General features: G+C 68.7%; 14 protein-coding genes. 6 read left to right on the top strand and 8 right to left on the bottom strand.

The features are described from left to right. Positions 1-28 precede the first annotated feature (28 nt). The 4 genes from ACFWX1_RS38245 to ACFWX1_RS38230 are packed head-to-tail and all read left to right on the top strand — an operon-like array spanning position 29 to position 3,743. Positions 29-1,099 carry an HpcH/HpaI aldolase/citrate lyase family protein gene (locus tag ACFWX1_RS38245; protein ID WP_378394730.1) on the top strand — a complete coding sequence of 357 codons (1,071 nt, stop codon included), beginning with the start codon at positions 29-31 and terminating at the stop codon, positions 1,097-1,099. Further along, complete coding sequence (locus ACFWX1_RS38240; protein WP_378394728.1) at positions 1,096-1,968, top strand: HpcH/HpaI aldolase/citrate lyase family protein; 873 nt, start codon at positions 1,096-1,098, stop codon at positions 1,966-1,968. Before ACFWX1_RS38245 ends, ACFWX1_RS38240 begins: the two co-directional genes overlap by 4 nt. 25 nt (positions 1,969-1,993) lie before the next feature. After that, positions 1,994-3,091 (top strand): AAA family ATPase, encoded by a 1,098-nt coding sequence (locus ACFWX1_RS38235; RefSeq protein WP_378394727.1) that lies wholly within the window; start codon positions 1,994-1,996, stop codon positions 3,089-3,091. Beyond that, positions 3,084-3,743 (top strand): DUF4276 family protein, encoded by a 660-nt coding sequence (locus ACFWX1_RS38230; protein ID WP_378394726.1) that lies wholly within the window; start codon positions 3,084-3,086, stop codon positions 3,741-3,743. The genes ACFWX1_RS38235 and ACFWX1_RS38230 overlap by 8 nt, the downstream gene beginning before the upstream one ends. Positions 3,744-3,747: 4 nt before the next feature. Here the strand turns inward: ACFWX1_RS38230 and ACFWX1_RS38225 are convergent, their stop codons facing one another. From ACFWX1_RS38225 to ACFWX1_RS38190, 8 genes are all read right to left on the bottom strand, one after another. Next, a complete protein-coding gene (locus tag ACFWX1_RS38225; RefSeq protein WP_378394725.1) occupies positions 3,748-5,127 on the bottom strand; it encodes an amidase in 1,380 nt (459 codons plus the stop codon). Positions 5,128-5,204: 77 nt separating this feature from the next. Next, complete coding sequence (locus tag ACFWX1_RS38220) at positions 5,205-5,960, bottom strand: SDR family NAD(P)-dependent oxidoreductase (RefSeq protein ID WP_378394724.1); 756 nt, start codon at positions 5,958-5,960, stop codon at positions 5,205-5,207. A gap of 76 nt (positions 5,961-6,036) precedes the next feature. Next, positions 6,037-7,461, bottom strand: coding sequence for an aldehyde dehydrogenase family protein (locus ACFWX1_RS38215; protein ID WP_378394723.1), 1,425 nt, complete (start codon positions 7,459-7,461; stop codon positions 6,037-6,039). Continuing rightward, positions 7,454-8,239 carry an ATP-binding cassette domain-containing protein gene (locus tag ACFWX1_RS38210; protein ID WP_378394722.1) on the bottom strand — a complete coding sequence of 262 codons (786 nt, stop codon included), beginning with the start codon at positions 8,237-8,239 and terminating at the stop codon, positions 7,454-7,456. The genes ACFWX1_RS38215 and ACFWX1_RS38210 overlap by 8 nt, the downstream gene beginning before the upstream one ends. Then, entirely contained in the window at positions 8,236-8,952 is a 717-nt protein-coding gene (locus tag ACFWX1_RS38205) for an ABC transporter ATP-binding protein (protein WP_378394721.1), read from the bottom strand. The genes ACFWX1_RS38210 and ACFWX1_RS38205 overlap by 4 nt, the downstream gene beginning before the upstream one ends. Before the next feature lie 95 nt (positions 8,953-9,047). Continuing rightward, positions 9,048-9,878 (bottom strand): ABC transporter permease, encoded by an 831-nt coding sequence (locus ACFWX1_RS38200; protein WP_378394720.1) that lies wholly within the window; start codon positions 9,876-9,878, stop codon positions 9,048-9,050. Then, positions 9,878-10,822, bottom strand: coding sequence for an ABC transporter permease (locus ACFWX1_RS38195; protein ID WP_378394719.1), 945 nt, complete (start codon positions 10,820-10,822; stop codon positions 9,878-9,880). The genes ACFWX1_RS38200 and ACFWX1_RS38195 overlap by 1 nt, the downstream gene beginning before the upstream one ends. Beyond that, a complete protein-coding gene (locus tag ACFWX1_RS38190) occupies positions 10,819-12,309 on the bottom strand; it encodes an ABC transporter substrate-binding protein (protein ID WP_378394718.1) in 1,491 nt (496 codons plus the stop codon). The genes ACFWX1_RS38195 and ACFWX1_RS38190 overlap by 4 nt, the downstream gene beginning before the upstream one ends. Before the next feature lie 86 nt (positions 12,310-12,395). Here ACFWX1_RS38190 and ACFWX1_RS38185 point away from each other — a divergent pair, with 86 nt between their 5' ends. Both ACFWX1_RS38185 and ACFWX1_RS38180 read left to right on the top strand, forming a co-directional pair. Next, a complete protein-coding gene (locus tag ACFWX1_RS38185; RefSeq protein WP_378394716.1) occupies positions 12,396-13,139 on the top strand; it encodes a FadR/GntR family transcriptional regulator in 744 nt (247 codons plus the stop codon). A 100-nt stretch (positions 13,140-13,239) separates the two neighbouring features. Next, positions 13,240-14,283 carry a patatin-like phospholipase family protein gene (locus ACFWX1_RS38180; protein ID WP_378394715.1) on the top strand — a complete coding sequence of 348 codons (1,044 nt, stop codon included), beginning with the start codon at positions 13,240-13,242 and terminating at the stop codon, positions 14,281-14,283. Positions 14,284-14,342: the final 59 nt, after the last annotated feature.

Raw genomic sequence — 14,342 nt, 5'->3', positions numbered from 1 at the left:
TCGGTATACAACCGTGCATGGAGGATGGATGCGCTCGCCGAAGGACTTCTTCGCCCCGCTCGCGCTGGGCGCGCCGGAACCGCTCCGCCAGATCCCGGTGCAGCCGTCGCGGATGATCCACTTCTTCGATCCCGGCAACGAGAAGATGGCCGCCAAGGTGCCGGACATCGCGAAGAAGGTCGACGTCCTGCTCGGCAACCTCGAGGACGCCGTGCGCGCGGACCGCAAGGAGGCCGCGCGCAGCGGGCTGGTGGCCATCGCCAAGGCGAACGACTTCGGGCGGACCCAGCTGTGGACGCGTGTCAACAGCCTCGACTCGCCGTGGGTGCTGGACGACCTGATCACGCTGGTCACCGAGATCGGCGACAAGCTCGACGTCATCATGGTGCCGAAGGTCGAGGGCGCCCAGGACATCCACTACGTCGACCGGCTGCTCGCCCAGCTGGAAGCACGCGCCGGACTGGAGACGCCGCTGCTCGTGCACGCGATCCTGGAGACCGCGAGCGGAGTGGCGAACGTCGAGGAGATCGCCGGCGCGAGCCCGCGCATGCAGGGCATCTCGCTCGGCCCCGCCGACCTCGCCGCGAGCCGCCGGATGAAGACCACCCGGGTCGGCGGCGGGCACCCCGGCTATCTCGTGCGCACCGACCCGGTCGGCGAGGACCTGACCACCGGGCGCACGACGTACCAACAGGACCTGTGGCACTACACGGTCGCGCGGATGGTCGACGCGTGCGCGATGCACGGGATCCTGCCGTACTACGGGCCGTTCGGGGACATCCGCGACGTCGTGGCCTGCGAGGACCAGTTCCGCAACGCGTTCCTGCTCGGCTGTGTCGGCGCGTGGAGCCTGCACCCGGTGCAGATCGACATCGCGAAGAAGGTCTTCTCCCCCTCGCCTGCCGACGTGGCCTGGGCGCGCCGGGTCATCGCCGAGATGGGCGACGGCACGGGCGCGGTCATGATCGACGGGAAGATGCAGGACGACGCGTCGGTGAAGCAGTGCCGGGTGGTCGCCGAGCTGGCCGACGCGCTGGCCGCCGACGATCCCGAACTCGCCGCGGCCTATGACGCGGCCACCAAGGAGGCTCTGGCGTGACCGAGGTCAAACCGCGCCGTTCGGTGCTGTACATGCCGGGCGCGAACGAACGCGCGCTGGAAAAGGCGAAGACGCTGCCCGCGGACGCGCTCATCCTCGACCTGGAGGACGCCGTCGCCCCCGATGCGAAGGAAGAGGCCCGTGAGCGCGTCTGCGCCGCGGCTTCGTCCGGGGATTACGGCAAACGCGAGGTGACCATCCGGATCAACGGCCTCGACACCGAATGGCACGACGCCGATCTGCGCGCCGCCGCGCAGGCGGGCCCGGCCGCGATCGTGGTGCCGAAGGTGAACTCGGCGGCCGAGGTGCACAACATCGAGCGCGCGCTGGAACTCGGCGGCGCCCCGGAGAGCACGAAGATCTGGGCGATGGTCGAGACGCCCGTCGCGATGCTGCACGCGGAGGAGATCGCGGGCGCGTCGGAGCGGCTGACCGTGCTCGTGATGGGCACGAACGACCTGGCCAAGGAGCTGCACGCGGAGTTCGTGCCGGGCCGCGGGCCACTGCTCGGCGGGCTGTCGCTGGCGCTGCTCGCGGCGCGGGCGACCGGGAAGGTCATCCTCGACGGCGTCTACAACGACGTGAAGGATCTCTCCGGGTTCGAGGCGGAATGCCTGCAGGGACGCCAGTACGGCTTCGACGGCAAGACGCTCATCCACCCCGGACAGGTCGAGCCGTGCAACCGGATCTTCGCGCCGTCCGATGAGGAGATCGACCGCTCGCGCCGGATCATCACGGCGTTCGAGGAGGCTCAGTCCGCGGGTAAGGGCGTCGTGACGGTGGACGGGCGGATGATCGAGAACCTGCACGTGGACAACGCGCGGCGGGTGCTCGCACTGGCCGACGCGATCGGGGCGAGCGCTCAGTAGCAGGTCTGCCCGTAAGGTGAGCCTTATGGCTGACCAACGGCTGACGTCGATCGAGATCGAGGGCTTCACCTCGATCCGGTCGGCGCGCGTCGAGTTGAGCGACCTGAACGTCCTGGTCGGCGCGAACGGTGCGGGCAAGAGCAACTTCATCCGCGCCTTCGAGCTGCTGGGCCGGATGGCCGAGCGGAAGCTCGGCCTGTTCGTCGGGGTGAACGGCGGCGCGAACATGCTGCTCAACCACGCCGGCGACCCACCGAGGATCCGGATCCTTCTCGACGCCACGAACAGCGGCTACGAAGCGACGTTGGTGCCGACCGTCGAAGACGCATTCGTGTTCGAGAGCGAAGGTCTTCGGCGAGACACCGCGGATTCCGAAGCGTCGAACTCCACTCCGGGCGCCAGCGGTTACCCTGAATCGCAGCTCCATGAGCCTCGCGCAATCGAGTTGCTTCAGGGCTGTCGTGTTTTTCATTTCCACGACACCAGCTTCGATGCGCCGGTAAAGACTCGGACGTCCACTGCGGACAACGTCTCGCTGCGTTCCGACGCGGGAAACCTCGCAGCGGTACTTCTCGCACTGCGGACCGGCGAAGACCGCGCGGCCAAGGTCGCCTACCGGCGTATCGTGGGAGCCATTCGCCTGGTCGCGCCGTTTTTCGACGACTTCGTCCTGCAGCCGGAAGGCGGCACGGAGTACATCCGCATTCGCTGGCAACAACAAGGCTCCGATGCGGTTTTCTCCGCGAACCAGATGTCGGACGGCACGCTTCGCTTCGTCTGCCTGGCGACCTTGCTTCTTCAGCCGAAGCTGCCCGGCTTGGTCGTGCTCGACGAGCCCGAGCTGGGGCTCCACCCCTATGCCATCGTCCAGCTTGCCGACATGCTGCGCCAAGCGGCCGCCCGGAGTCAGGTCCTGATCGCCACCCAATCCGTCACGCTGATGAACCAGTTCACGGCGAGCGACCTCGTCGTCGTCGAACGAGAGAACGGGAATTCGGTGTTCACCCGCCCAGAACCCGCGGCGCTGCGAAACTGGCTCGACGAGTACTCACTCGGCGAACTGTGGGAAAAGAACCTGATCGGCGGACAGCCCGGTTCCACCGGCAGCGTGCTGAATGGCTGAACGGCAGCGGCTTCACCTCCTGGTGGAAGGCCAGACCGAGGCAACCGTCGTGCGCGAGGTCCTGCTCGGGTATCTCCAGCGCCTCGGCTGGACAGTCACCTGGTCGGTCGTCCGGACCCAGACGACCTCGGCCACGCATCGAGGTGGAGTGTCGTCCTGGCCGCGACTCCACCGGGAGATCAAAGAACTGCTCGGCCAGAAGAGTCTGGACCTTCTGACCACCCTCTTCGACTTCTACGGCTTCCCGGAGGACGCGCCGGGGATGAACAATCGCCCTGGCGGTTCGGCGAGGGGCGCCGTCGAGCACGTCGAGAAGGCGATGGACGAGGCCATCTGCGACCGGCGTTTTCTTCCGCATCTGGTCCTCCACGAACTCGAGACCTGGGTCTTCGCGGCGGCGGATCAGCTGGGCGAGCTGCGCGGCGACGAGACGCTCGCCGCGCAGCTGCGCCAGGATTCGGCTGACGCGGACGGTGTGGAACTGGTCAACGACGGTCCGAAAACGGCCCCTTCCAAACGCCTCGCCCGATACTGCGCCGACTACCTCAAGACCGTCGACGGTCCCCTCGCCATTGCCGATCTCGGTATCGACCGGCTCAAGGACCGGTGTCCGCACTTCGCTGCCTGGCTGGACGAAATCGAACGGCGCTGACAGCTCACGGCCAGGGGTGTTGTGCCGGGCGGAGGCGTTCGAAGGCGGCGCCGGCACGCAGCACCGCGACGTCGGCGAAGCGGGGGCCGGTGATCTGGAGGCCGATGGGCAGGCCGCCGGAGGTGTAGCCGCAGTTGACGGCGAGCGAGGGCTGGCCGGACATGTTGTACGGCACGGTGAACGCGATGTGCTCCAGCGCGCGGAGCGGGTCGTTCGTCGGCGAGGCCCATTCCGTTGGGGGTGGGCTGACCGGACAGGTCGGCGAGAGCACCAGGTCGAACGGGGCGGTCGCGCGCAGGGCGGCGACACTCACCGCGTCCATCTGGGCGAAGGCGCGGTAGGTGTCCACACCGGACACTTCGGCGCCGCCCTCGGCCCACTCGGCGATGTAGGGCAGGACCTTCGCGCGGCGCTCGGCGGGCAGAGCCGTCATGTCGGACCAGGAACGGACGCGCCAGAAGCGGTCGAGGCCGTCGAGCATCTCCCGGGTCATGAAGGCGGCGACCGGCTCGACGACAGCGCCCGCGGCCTCGAACAGGCGCGCGGCCTCGGTGACGGCGGCGATGATCTCCGGTTCCACCGCGAGGCCCGTTCCGGGATCGAGGTGGAGTCCGACGCGCAGACCGCGCACCGAGGCGTCCACAGTGGACCAGTCGAGGTCCGCTGGTGGCAGGCAGAGGTGATCGCGCGCGTCGGGCGCGGACAGGACGCTCATCAGCAGCGCGGCGTCGGCCACCGTGCGGGTCATGGGCCCTGCGACGCGGCCGAGGAACGGCGGGTCGACCGGGACGCGGCCGAAGCTCGGCTTGAGCCCGGCCAGACCGCACCATCCGGCAGGCAGCCGGATCGAGCCGCCGATGTCGGTGCCCACGTGCAGTGGTCCGTACCCGGCGGCCGCGGCCGCGCCGGCACCCGCGCTGGAACCGCCCGGGGTGCGCGACGGGTCCCACGGGTTGCGCGACGCGGTGTGGAAGCTCGACAAACCCGAGGTCAGCATGCCGTAGTCCGGCATGGTCGTCTTCGCCAGCACGACACCCCCGGACTCGCGGACGCGGGCGGCCGCCGGCGCGTCGGCGGGAGCAGGGACGAGTTCCGTGGCGGCGGTGCCGTACGGGACCGGGGTGCCGCGCGTCGCGATGTTCTCCTTCAGCGTCAGGGGGACACCGTCGATCGGGCCCTGTGGCTCCCCTGCCTGCCAGCGCGCCTCGGACGCCTTCGCGTCCTCTCGCGCGCCAGCCGGGTCGTACGCGTAGAGCGCGTGTAGCTCGGACTCGCGCGCCTCGATGCGGGCGAGGACGTCCTCGGTGACCTCGACCGGCGAGAGTGTGCCCTCGCGGTACGCGGTCACCAGCTCGACAGCGGTCAGATCGGCCAACTCCTGCACGGCGTTCCTCCTCAGCGTCGGTCCGTGAAGGACTCCTTACCGGCGCTCAACGCCGTGAAGGAGTCCTTCACGGAAGGTCAGGCGGGCGGGGTGAAGCGGCCGTCGACGGCGGTCCAGCCACCGTCGACGGCGAGCACCGACCCGGTCACGAAGCTCGACGCGTCCGAGGCCAGGTAGACCACCGCGCCCGCCAGTTCGTCCGGGCGCGCCCAGCGACCCAGCGCACCCTTGGTGGCGTAGGCGTCGTACCACTCCGGGTTCGCCTTGATCTGCGCCGTCAGCGGAGTCTCGACGACGCCGGGCGCGATCGCGTTGACCCGGACCCCAGCCGGGCCGAACTCCGCGGCGGCCGTGCGGAAGAGCTGGACCAGCCCGGCCTTCGTGGCCGAATACGGCCCCTGACCAGGCTCGACGGTGGTCCCGCGGATCGACGAGAACCCGATGATGCTGCCCCGCCCCCGCTCGACCATACCGGCGCCGAAGGCCCGCACGACATCGAAAGTCGCGCCGAGATTCAACGCGATCACCCGGTCGAACTCCTCGCGGGTGTAGTCGAGCAAACGTTTGCGTACGTTGGTCGCGGCGGTCAGGACGACGATGTCGACCTCACCGAGATCGGACACGGCACGCGCGATCGCGTCCGGCGCCAGGATGTCGATCTCGTACGGCTCGCCGACGCCGGTCGCCTTCGCGGCCTCGACGTCCCGGTCCGCGACGACCACCGACGCGCCGTGCGCGACCAGTGCCCGCCCGGATTCCCGGCCGATCCCGCTGCCGCCGCCGAGCACGACCGCGCGCTTACCGTCGAGCCGGAACAGGTTCTCGTAATTCACGCGATCGCCTCGCTTCGCGAGACAGTGTCTGATTCTTTTTGGCGCGTGATATCCATGATTCGCTCGCAAGCATCGCTCATGGCCGCAGCACCGCCATCCTGGTCACGGTCAGTTCCTCGACCGCGAACCGCGGCCCCTCCCGGCCGATGCCGGAGTCCTTGACCCCGCCGTACGGCATGGTGTCGGACCGGAAGCCGGGCACCTCGTTGATCACGACGCCGCCGACCTCCAGCTCGTCCAGCGCGCGGAACGCGGTGTTCAGCGAGCGGCTGAACACGCTCGCGTGCAGGCCGTAGCGCGACGCGTTGACCGCCGCGAACGCAGCGTCCACATCGGACACGGTGCGCAGGCAGACGACCGGCCCGAAGATCTCCTCGTCCCAGCAGTCGACACCGTCGGGGACGTCGGCGAGCACGGTCGGCCGGATCACCGGCCCGTCCGCGCCACCACCCGCGAGCAGCCGCGCACCCGAAGATGTCGCTTTGTCGACCCAGTCCAGGACGCGCTGCGTCGATCGCTCGTCGATCAGTGCCGAGACCCGCGTCTTCTCGTCCCTCGGGTCGCCGATGACGACCTCGCCGAGCCGGGCCAGTACGCGTTCGGTGAACTCCTCCGCGACCGCGTCCACCACCAGCAGCCGCTGCACCGAGATGCACGCCTGGCCGGAGGCGTAGAACCCGCCACGCAGCACCGCGTCGGCCGCGGCGTCGAGGTCGGCGTCCTCGGCGACGACCAGTGCGGCGTTGGAACCCAGCTCCAGCAACGTCTTCGTCGGCGCCGCGTCGCGCGCGATCCGGTGGCCGACCGCGGCCGAGCCGGTGAAGGACACCGCGCCGATCCGCCGGTCGGTTACCAGCGCCGAGCCCACCGAGGCATCACCGGTGACCAGCTGGACCATCGCCGGGACGTCCGTCACCGAACGCACCAGGTGGACCAGCCACAACGTGGCGAGCGGCGTCTGCGGCGCGGGTTTCACCACGACCGGGCAGCCCGCGGCGATGGCGGGCGCGATCTTGTGCGAGGCCAGGAGCAACGGGTAGTTGAACCCGGCGATCCCGACGACGACACCGATCGGCTTGCGCTTCCAGAACCCGACCAATCCGTCGCCCGAAGGCAGCAGATCGAGTGGCACTGTCTCGCCGTGCAGCCGCGAGACCTCCTCGGCCGCCGCCTGCCAGGTGACAATCGTCCTGGCGACCTCGACCCGGCAGTCAACCAGCGGTTTGCCGGTCTCCAGCACCAAAAGCTGCTCGAACTCCTCGCGCCGCTCCGCCAGCGCGGCGGCGACGTCGTTGAGGATCGAACGCCGCGTCCGTGAAGGCAACGCGGCCACCTCGCGAGCGACGGCGACGGCTTCGTCGATCGCCTGTCGCGCCAGCTCCGGCGTCCCGACCGGGGCCTGATCGACGACGCTGCCGTCGTACGGGAACACCACCGGCGCTGTGTCTACTGTGGACGTCCAGCCGCCGCCGATCGGCAACCCGTCGGGGTATTCAGCCATTTTCGCCCCCTTCACTCAGCCGGGCCAGCGCGGCACGCAGGCTGGGCGCGGCCGCGAGCAGCTCCCGGGTGTACTCGTGCTGTGGCGCGTCGTAGACCTGGTCGACGTCGCCCAGTTCGACGATCTCGCCGCGGCGCATCACCGCGACGCGATCGCACACGTGCCGCACCACACCGAGGTCGTGCGAGACGAACACCAGCGTCAACGAGAACGTCTCCACCAGCGACGCCAGCAGGTCGAGAATCTGCGCGCGCACCGAGACGTCCAGCGCGCTGACCGGTTCGTCGGCGACGAGCACGCTCGGGTTCGGCGCGAGGGCGCGGGCGATCGAGATCCGCTGGCGCTGTCCGCCGGAGAACTGGTGCGGATAACGCTCAGCCGCGTCCGAGGGAAGGCCGACGGCGGCCAGCAGTTCGGTGACCCGCTCACGACGCCCATCAGCGCGGCCGAGGGGTTCCGCGACGATGTCCCGGACGCGCATCCGTGGATCGAGCGAGCCCATCGGGTCCTGGAACACGATCTGGAGTTCCGACCGCAGGAAACCGAGCCTGCGTTCCGGCAGCGTGTCGATTCGCCGGCCCTGGAACGTCACGGACCCGGCGGTCGGCTTGTCGAGCGCGGCGAGCAGTCTGACCAAAGTGGACTTTCCGGACCCGGATTCACCGACGATCCCGAAGCGCTGCCCTGGCGCGACATCGAACGACACCCCGCGCAGCGCGTGGACATCCCGCCGTGCGTACCGGCGTTCCAGATCCTTGACCTCGATGATCGGCGTCATCGGCGGGCCTCCAGATCCGACGCGGCCAGCAGCTTGCGGGTGTACTCGTGTTTCGGCGCTGTCAGGACCTCGCGCGTCGTACCGGCTTCGACGATCTCGCCGTCCAGCATCACGAGCACGCGTTCGCACACCGACGCGACCACCGCGAGGTCGTGCGTGATGAACAACAGCGCGCTCTCGCTCGAAAGCCGTGCGCGGATGAGGTCGAGGATCTGCGCCTGCACGGTGACGTCGAGCGCGGTGGTCGGCTCGTCGCAGATGAGCAGCTTCGGGTTGTTCGCCAGCGCGATCGCGAGGACGACGCGCTGACGCTGTCCGCCCGACAGCTGATGCGGATACGCGCGGGACGTCCCGGGCAGGCCGACGGATTCGAGCAGTTCCTCGGCGGCTTTGCCGGGGTCGCGTCGCGTGCCGTGGATCCGGATCGGCTCGGCGACCTGCCTGCCGACACGCATCGCGGGATTGAGCGCCGTCATCGGCTCCTGGAACACCATGGACAGGTCGTTGCCACGCAGCCGCGAAATGTCCTTTTCGGACACTCCGAGCAGCTCGCGCCCGTCGAGCTTGATCGACCCGGTCGCCGTCAGCTCCTCCGGCAGCAGCCCCATCACGGACAACGCCGTCAGCGACTTCCCCGACCCGGACTCACCGATGAGCCCGACCCGCTCGCCCGCCCCGATCTCGAACGACACATCCCTGACGAGCCCTGCCACGGTGAGCCCGCGCACTTCCAGCGTCGGAGGTCTCTGAAGGCCACCTTCAGGGACTTGAGTTCCCTCAAGGTGGCCTTCAGAGGCTTTGACGTCGCTCATAGCCGGGCCGCCAATCGGGGGTCGAGACGATCGCGCAGGCCGTCGCCGAGGAGGTTGAAGCCGAGGACGGCGACGGCGATCGCGATACCGGGTACCAAGGCGAGCCGCGGATACGACGTCAGGAGTTCCTGCGATTCCTGGAGCATCCGGCCCCACGACGGCGTCGGCGGCCGGGTGCCGAACCCGAGGAACGACAGCGCGGTCTCGGCGAGCACGGCGATCGCGAACGACACGGACGCCTGCACGATCAGCAGTCCGGCGATGTTCGGGACCACGTGACGTACGGCGATGTTCAGCCGTGACCGCCCCGCCGAGCGCGCCGCGAGCACGAACTCGCTGCTCAGGATCTGCAAGGCGCCGGACCGGGCGATCCGCGCGAAGGACGGGATCGTCGCGATGCCGATCGCGACCATCGCGGTCAGCGTGTCCGCCCCGAACACCGCGCCGAACATGATCGCCAGCAGCAGCGCGGGAAACGCGAGCACGAGGTCGTTGACCCGCATGACGAACTCGCCGAGCCAGCGCGGCGTCATCGCGGCGAAGATCCCGAGCGGGGTGCCGATCACCGCGGCGATCCCGACCGCGACCACGCCGACGTACAGCGTCGTGCGCGCGCCGACCATGATCTGGCTGAAGACGTCACGGCCGAATTTGTCGGTACCGAACAAGTTCTCGCCGCCGGGTCCGAGCAGCCGGTGCGCCGCGTCGACCTTGACCGGATCGTGCGGCGTCCACAGGAACGACACCAGCGCCGCGAGCACGACGAGCCCGACCAGCACCAGCCCGACGATCAGGCTGCCGTTGCGGTTCCGGGTGACCACGGCCATCACGAACCCCGCAATCTCGGGTCGAGCACCGTGTACAGCACGTCGACCACGAAGTTCACCAGCAGCACACCCACCACCAGCACCAGCACGATTCCTTGCACGGTCAGCAGATCCCGCGCCGCGACGGCGTCGAGCAGCATGCTGCCCAGGCCGGGCAGGACGAACACCCGCTCGACGACCACCGCGCCGATCAGCAGCGTCGCGAGTTGCAGGCCCAGCACGGTGACCACTGGGACAGCGGCGTTGCGCAGCCCGTGCCGATACAGCGCCTGCCCGGGACGCAGGCCCTTCGACCGCGCGGTGCGGAGATAATCCTGCCCCAGCGTGTCCAGCACAGCCGAGCGGACGTAACGCGTCACGACCGCGCCCTGCACCAGGCCGAGCGACAACGCTGGGAGCACGAGCCCACGCAGGAACTCGCCGAAATCCTGGTTCGGCGGCGTCCACCCGCCCGAAGGCAGCCAGCGCAGTTGCACCGCGAAGATCTGCACCAGGATGATCCCGGCGAGGAACGCGGGAATCGCGACGCCGATCTGCGACAACCCGGAAACGCCGGCGCCCGAGAGCTTCCGGTGCCGCACCGCGGCGAACGTTCCGACCGGGAGGGCGATCACCACCGCGATCAGCATGCCCGCGCCGACCAGCCACAGCGTCACGCCGAGCCGGTCGAGCAGCTGCGGCCCGATCGCCTCGCGCGTCACGTACGAGCGGCCGAAGTCGCCGCACAGGACACCGCCGATCCAGTCGAAGTACTGCGTGACGAGCGGCCGGTCGATGCCGAACTCCGCACGGGTCTTCGCGACCAGCTCCGGTGTCGCGTTGACGCCGAGGGCGACCTGCGCGGGATCACCCGGCAGCACGGCCATGAAGAGAAAGACCACAATGGACGCCGCGAACACGCTGACCAGCAGGATCGCGATGCGCCGAAGCACCTTGACGGTCATCGCGGCGCCAATCCGGTGAGGTCGAAGGATTCGCTGACCTGGTTCTTCACGAACCCGGTGACCTTCGACTTCGCCACAATCACGTTGGGGAACAGGAAAAGCCAGTCCGCGGCGGCGTCCGCGGTGAGCCGCTTCGCCACCTGGCGCATGTCCGCGACCTGCTGTTCCGGCGTCCCGGTGTCCGCCTCGGCCAGCAACCGCTGGACGTCCTTGCCGTCGTAGCCCCAGTAGTACTTGGGCTTGCCGAACGTCGTGATGTCACGGGCCTCGACGTGCTGGATGATCGACAGGTCGTAGTCGTGGTCGGTGAAAACCTGCTTGAGCCACACCGCCGGGAAGTCCAGCGGCTCGATGGTCACGTGCACACCGACGTCGGCCAGCTGTGAGGCGACGACCTGTGCGGCCGACACCGCATACGGGAGGTTCGGAATCCGCAGCCGCAGATCGAGGTTCGTCGCGCCCGCCTCGGCGAGCAGGGATTTCGCCTTCGCGGGGTCGAACGGATAGTACGTCGAAAGGTCCTCGTACCAAGGATCCGTCGGCGGGACCATACTGCCGATCAGCGTGCCGCGGCCGCCCCACGCGGTGTCGAGCAAGGCCTTGCGGTCAATCGCGTACGTGAGTGCCTGCCGCACTCGGACGTCGTTCAGCGGGGCACGCGCGTTGTTCATCGCCATCGTGACCTCGCTGTTCGTACTGCCCTGGACGACGGTGAACCGGTCGTCGCCGGTGAACTGCGGGATCGAGTCCGGCGCGGTGATCGCCGAGATGACGTCGATCCCGTTGGACAGCAGGGCGTTGTTGAGCGCGGTCGGATCCTTGATGTACTTGAGCACCACGGTCCCGTACGCGGGTTTCCGGCCCCAGTAGGCCGGATTCGCCTTGAGCACGACGGAATCACCGCGCTTGCGCGAGGCCACGACGTACGGCCCGGTGCCGATCGGCTTGTTTGCCAGATCCCCGACGCCGGTGCGGCTGAACATCGCGCCGAGCCTGCTGGTGAGGCTGAACAGCCAGCCGTTGCTCGGCTTGTTCAGCACGACACGCGCGTGGTCCGGCGCCACCACGTCGACGTGATCGACGACGTCCATTGTGGACTTGATCGAGATCGTCCAGTCGGTCTTGACGCGCATCAGCGAGAACTTGACGTCGTCCGCGGTGAACTCCGCGCCGTTGCTGAACTTCACACCCTTGCGCAACTGGAAGTCGTACGTCTTGCGATCCGGGCTGATGGTCCAGGACTCGGCCAGGAGCGGCACGATGTGGCTTTCGGAGTCCAGCTTCACGAGGCCTTCGTAGACGTTGTAGAGCAGGGCCTGCGGGATCGCGGTGCCGTCGCTGTGCGTGAAGTCGAAGTTCGCGGGTTCGGCGGTGAAGCCGACGGACAGCGTGTCCGGCCCACCCGAGACGCTCGCGCTGGAGCCCGCCGAGCAACCGGACGTCACCAGCAGCAGCGCGAGTGCCGCGGCGGGAAGCCGGCTCTTCATACGCCCTCCACCATGCTCTGGCGGTACACTGGTCTGACCAGTAACCTTCGCACCGCAGGACGCAGTGGTCAAGGGGGTGCAACGGGATGAGATTCGAACCGGTCGCCCCGGTCCGCGCCTACGAACGGGTCGTCGAGCAGATCGAGGAAGCCGTGTTCAGCGGCCGGCTGAAACCCGGCGAGCGGTTGCCCAGCGAGCGCGAGCTGATGACGCAGTTCGGCGTCGGCCGCTCGACGGTGCGCGAGGCGCTCCGGGTGTTGCAGGCGGCAGAAATGATCCGCTCCCGGCCCGGTGATCCGCGTGGCCCGGAGGTGCTGGCCGCGTCACCGGCCGCGTTGCAGCGCTCCATGCAGCGGCTCGCCCGCGCCGAACACATCGGGCTCGCCGAGTTGCTGCAGTTCCGGATGACGCTCGACGGGTCGGCCCATCTGCTGGCCGCGCAGCTGCGTACCGAAGACGACCTGGCCGATCTGGACGCCGCGCTCGCCGCGATGCGCTCGGGCGCCGAGCAGGGGTTCGCCGAGTTCAGCCACGCCGATGTCGCGTTCCACGAGATCATCGCGCGGGCGTCGGGAAATCCGCTGCTGGTGATCAGCAGTGAGGTCGTGCGCGGTGTTGTCCTCGAACTCATCGAGGACAAGCTGGAGCACGCGCGGGACCGGACCGCACTGATGCGCGCCTGGCTGGCCCACCACGCCGACGTCCTCGAGGCGATCCGCGACGCGGACGGCGGCCGCGCCTCCCACCTGGCCAAACAGGCATTGTACGACAACTACGCCGAATACGTGCCTACGGAGGATCACCGGCTGCTCACTCCTCTGCTGGATTGATGTGCTTACGCCATCCGGCGGACAATCCGGCCACGGGTAACAGGACTCGGGGTACTTGCGACTCCCCCTACACTCATCGCACGTGGGGGATGCCATGGATATGACCACATTTCGGCGACAAGGCGTCGGACTCGCGCTTTCCGGCGGCGGGTACCGCGCGATGCTGTTCCACACCGGGGCGTTGTGGCGGCTCAACGAACTCGGCTGGCTGCCCAGGATCACCACCGTGTCCAGTGTTTCCGGTGGCTCGATCGCGGCGGGCGTGCTGGCGCACGCGTGGCACAAGCTCCGCTTCACTGACGGGATCGCGGAAAATCTCGACGCCGAGTTCGTGCGGCCGATCCGGAAGCTCGCGCGGACGAAGCTCGACGTCCCGGTGGTGCTCACCGCGATGCTGCTTCCCTGGCGCAGCGTCGGGGAACAGCTGGCCCGCGCCTACGCCAAGCATCTGTTCGGGGATTGCAGCCTCGACGAGCTCAGCCCGGACGGCCCGCAGTTCGTGTTCACCGCGACCAACATGCAGGACGGCACGCTGTGGTGGTTCTTCCGGCAGAGCGGACCGCACGGGAAGCTGCCGCTCGCGACCGCGGTCGCCGCGTCCTCGGCGTTCCCGCCGGTGCTCTCCCCGGTGGTGATCCCGAATCCGCTGGAGGACAACCGGAAGCGCAAGGTCGTGCTCGGCGACGCCGGCATGTACGACAATCTCGGCCTCGACCCGGTCGACGGCCAGTGCGCGACGGTGCTGGTGAGCGACGCCGGGAAACGCATGCCGTACGTCAGGAACGTCAAGCGGAGCTGGCCGCGGCAGATGAAGCGGGTGCTCGACGTGGTCGACAACCAGGTGCGCGAACTACGCACCGGCTCGCTGCTTAAGTCCTATGTGGACAAAGATTTCGACGGAACCTACTGGGGCAGCTACGGCGACATCGCGAACTTCGAACTGCCGGACACGTTGCCGGCGCCGGTCGAGAAGACGCACGTACTCGCCGAGACGCCGACCCGGCTGACCAGGCTGCCGGAGATCCTGCAGGACAGGCTGATCAACTGGGGGTACGCCGTCTGTGACGCCGGGATGCGCCGCTGGGTGTGTCCGGACGCAACCGCGCCCGCCGCCTTCCCCTATCCCGCGGCGGGCGTCGGCTGACCAGCGCCTACTGACTGTCCGTGGGGGCCTCCCCGAGGGACTCTGGGTCCCTCAAGGAG

Source organism: Amycolatopsis sp. NPDC059021 (assembly GCF_042739895.1).
Taxonomy (GTDB): Bacteria; Actinomycetota; Actinomycetes; order Mycobacteriales; family Pseudonocardiaceae; genus Amycolatopsis.
Note: the sequence above shows the minus strand (reverse complement) of the source record. Positions and strands in the feature narration are given on the sequence as shown.

Coding starts and splice junctions, on each gene's coding strand:
- ACFWX1_RS38210 (WP_378394722.1), bottom strand. CDS start 8,239: ATGACGCCGATCATCGAGGTCAAGGATCTGGAACGCCGGTACGCACGG.
- ACFWX1_RS38215 (WP_378394723.1), bottom strand. CDS start 7,461: ATGGCTGAATACCCCGACGGGTTGCCGATCGGCGGCGGCTGGACGTCC.
- ACFWX1_RS38200 (WP_378394720.1), bottom strand. CDS start 9,878: ATGGCCGTGGTCACCCGGAACCGCAACGGCAGCCTGATCGTCGGGCTG.
- ACFWX1_RS38190 (WP_378394718.1), bottom strand. CDS start 12,309: ATGAAGAGCCGGCTTCCCGCCGCGGCACTCGCGCTGCTGCTGGTGACG.
- ACFWX1_RS38180 (WP_378394715.1), top strand. CDS start 13,240: ATGACCACATTTCGGCGACAAGGCGTCGGACTCGCGCTTTCCGGCGGC.
- ACFWX1_RS38195 (WP_378394719.1), bottom strand. CDS start 10,822: ATGACCGTCAAGGTGCTTCGGCGCATCGCGATCCTGCTGGTCAGCGTG.
- ACFWX1_RS38185 (WP_378394716.1), top strand. CDS start 12,396: ATGAGATTCGAACCGGTCGCCCCGGTCCGCGCCTACGAACGGGTCGTC.
- ACFWX1_RS38230 (WP_378394726.1), top strand. CDS start 3,084: ATGGCTGAACGGCAGCGGCTTCACCTCCTGGTGGAAGGCCAGACCGAG.
- ACFWX1_RS38235 (WP_378394727.1), top strand. CDS start 1,994: ATGGCTGACCAACGGCTGACGTCGATCGAGATCGAGGGCTTCACCTCG.
- ACFWX1_RS38245 (WP_378394730.1), top strand. CDS start 29: ATGCGCTCGCCGAAGGACTTCTTCGCCCCGCTCGCGCTGGGCGCGCCG.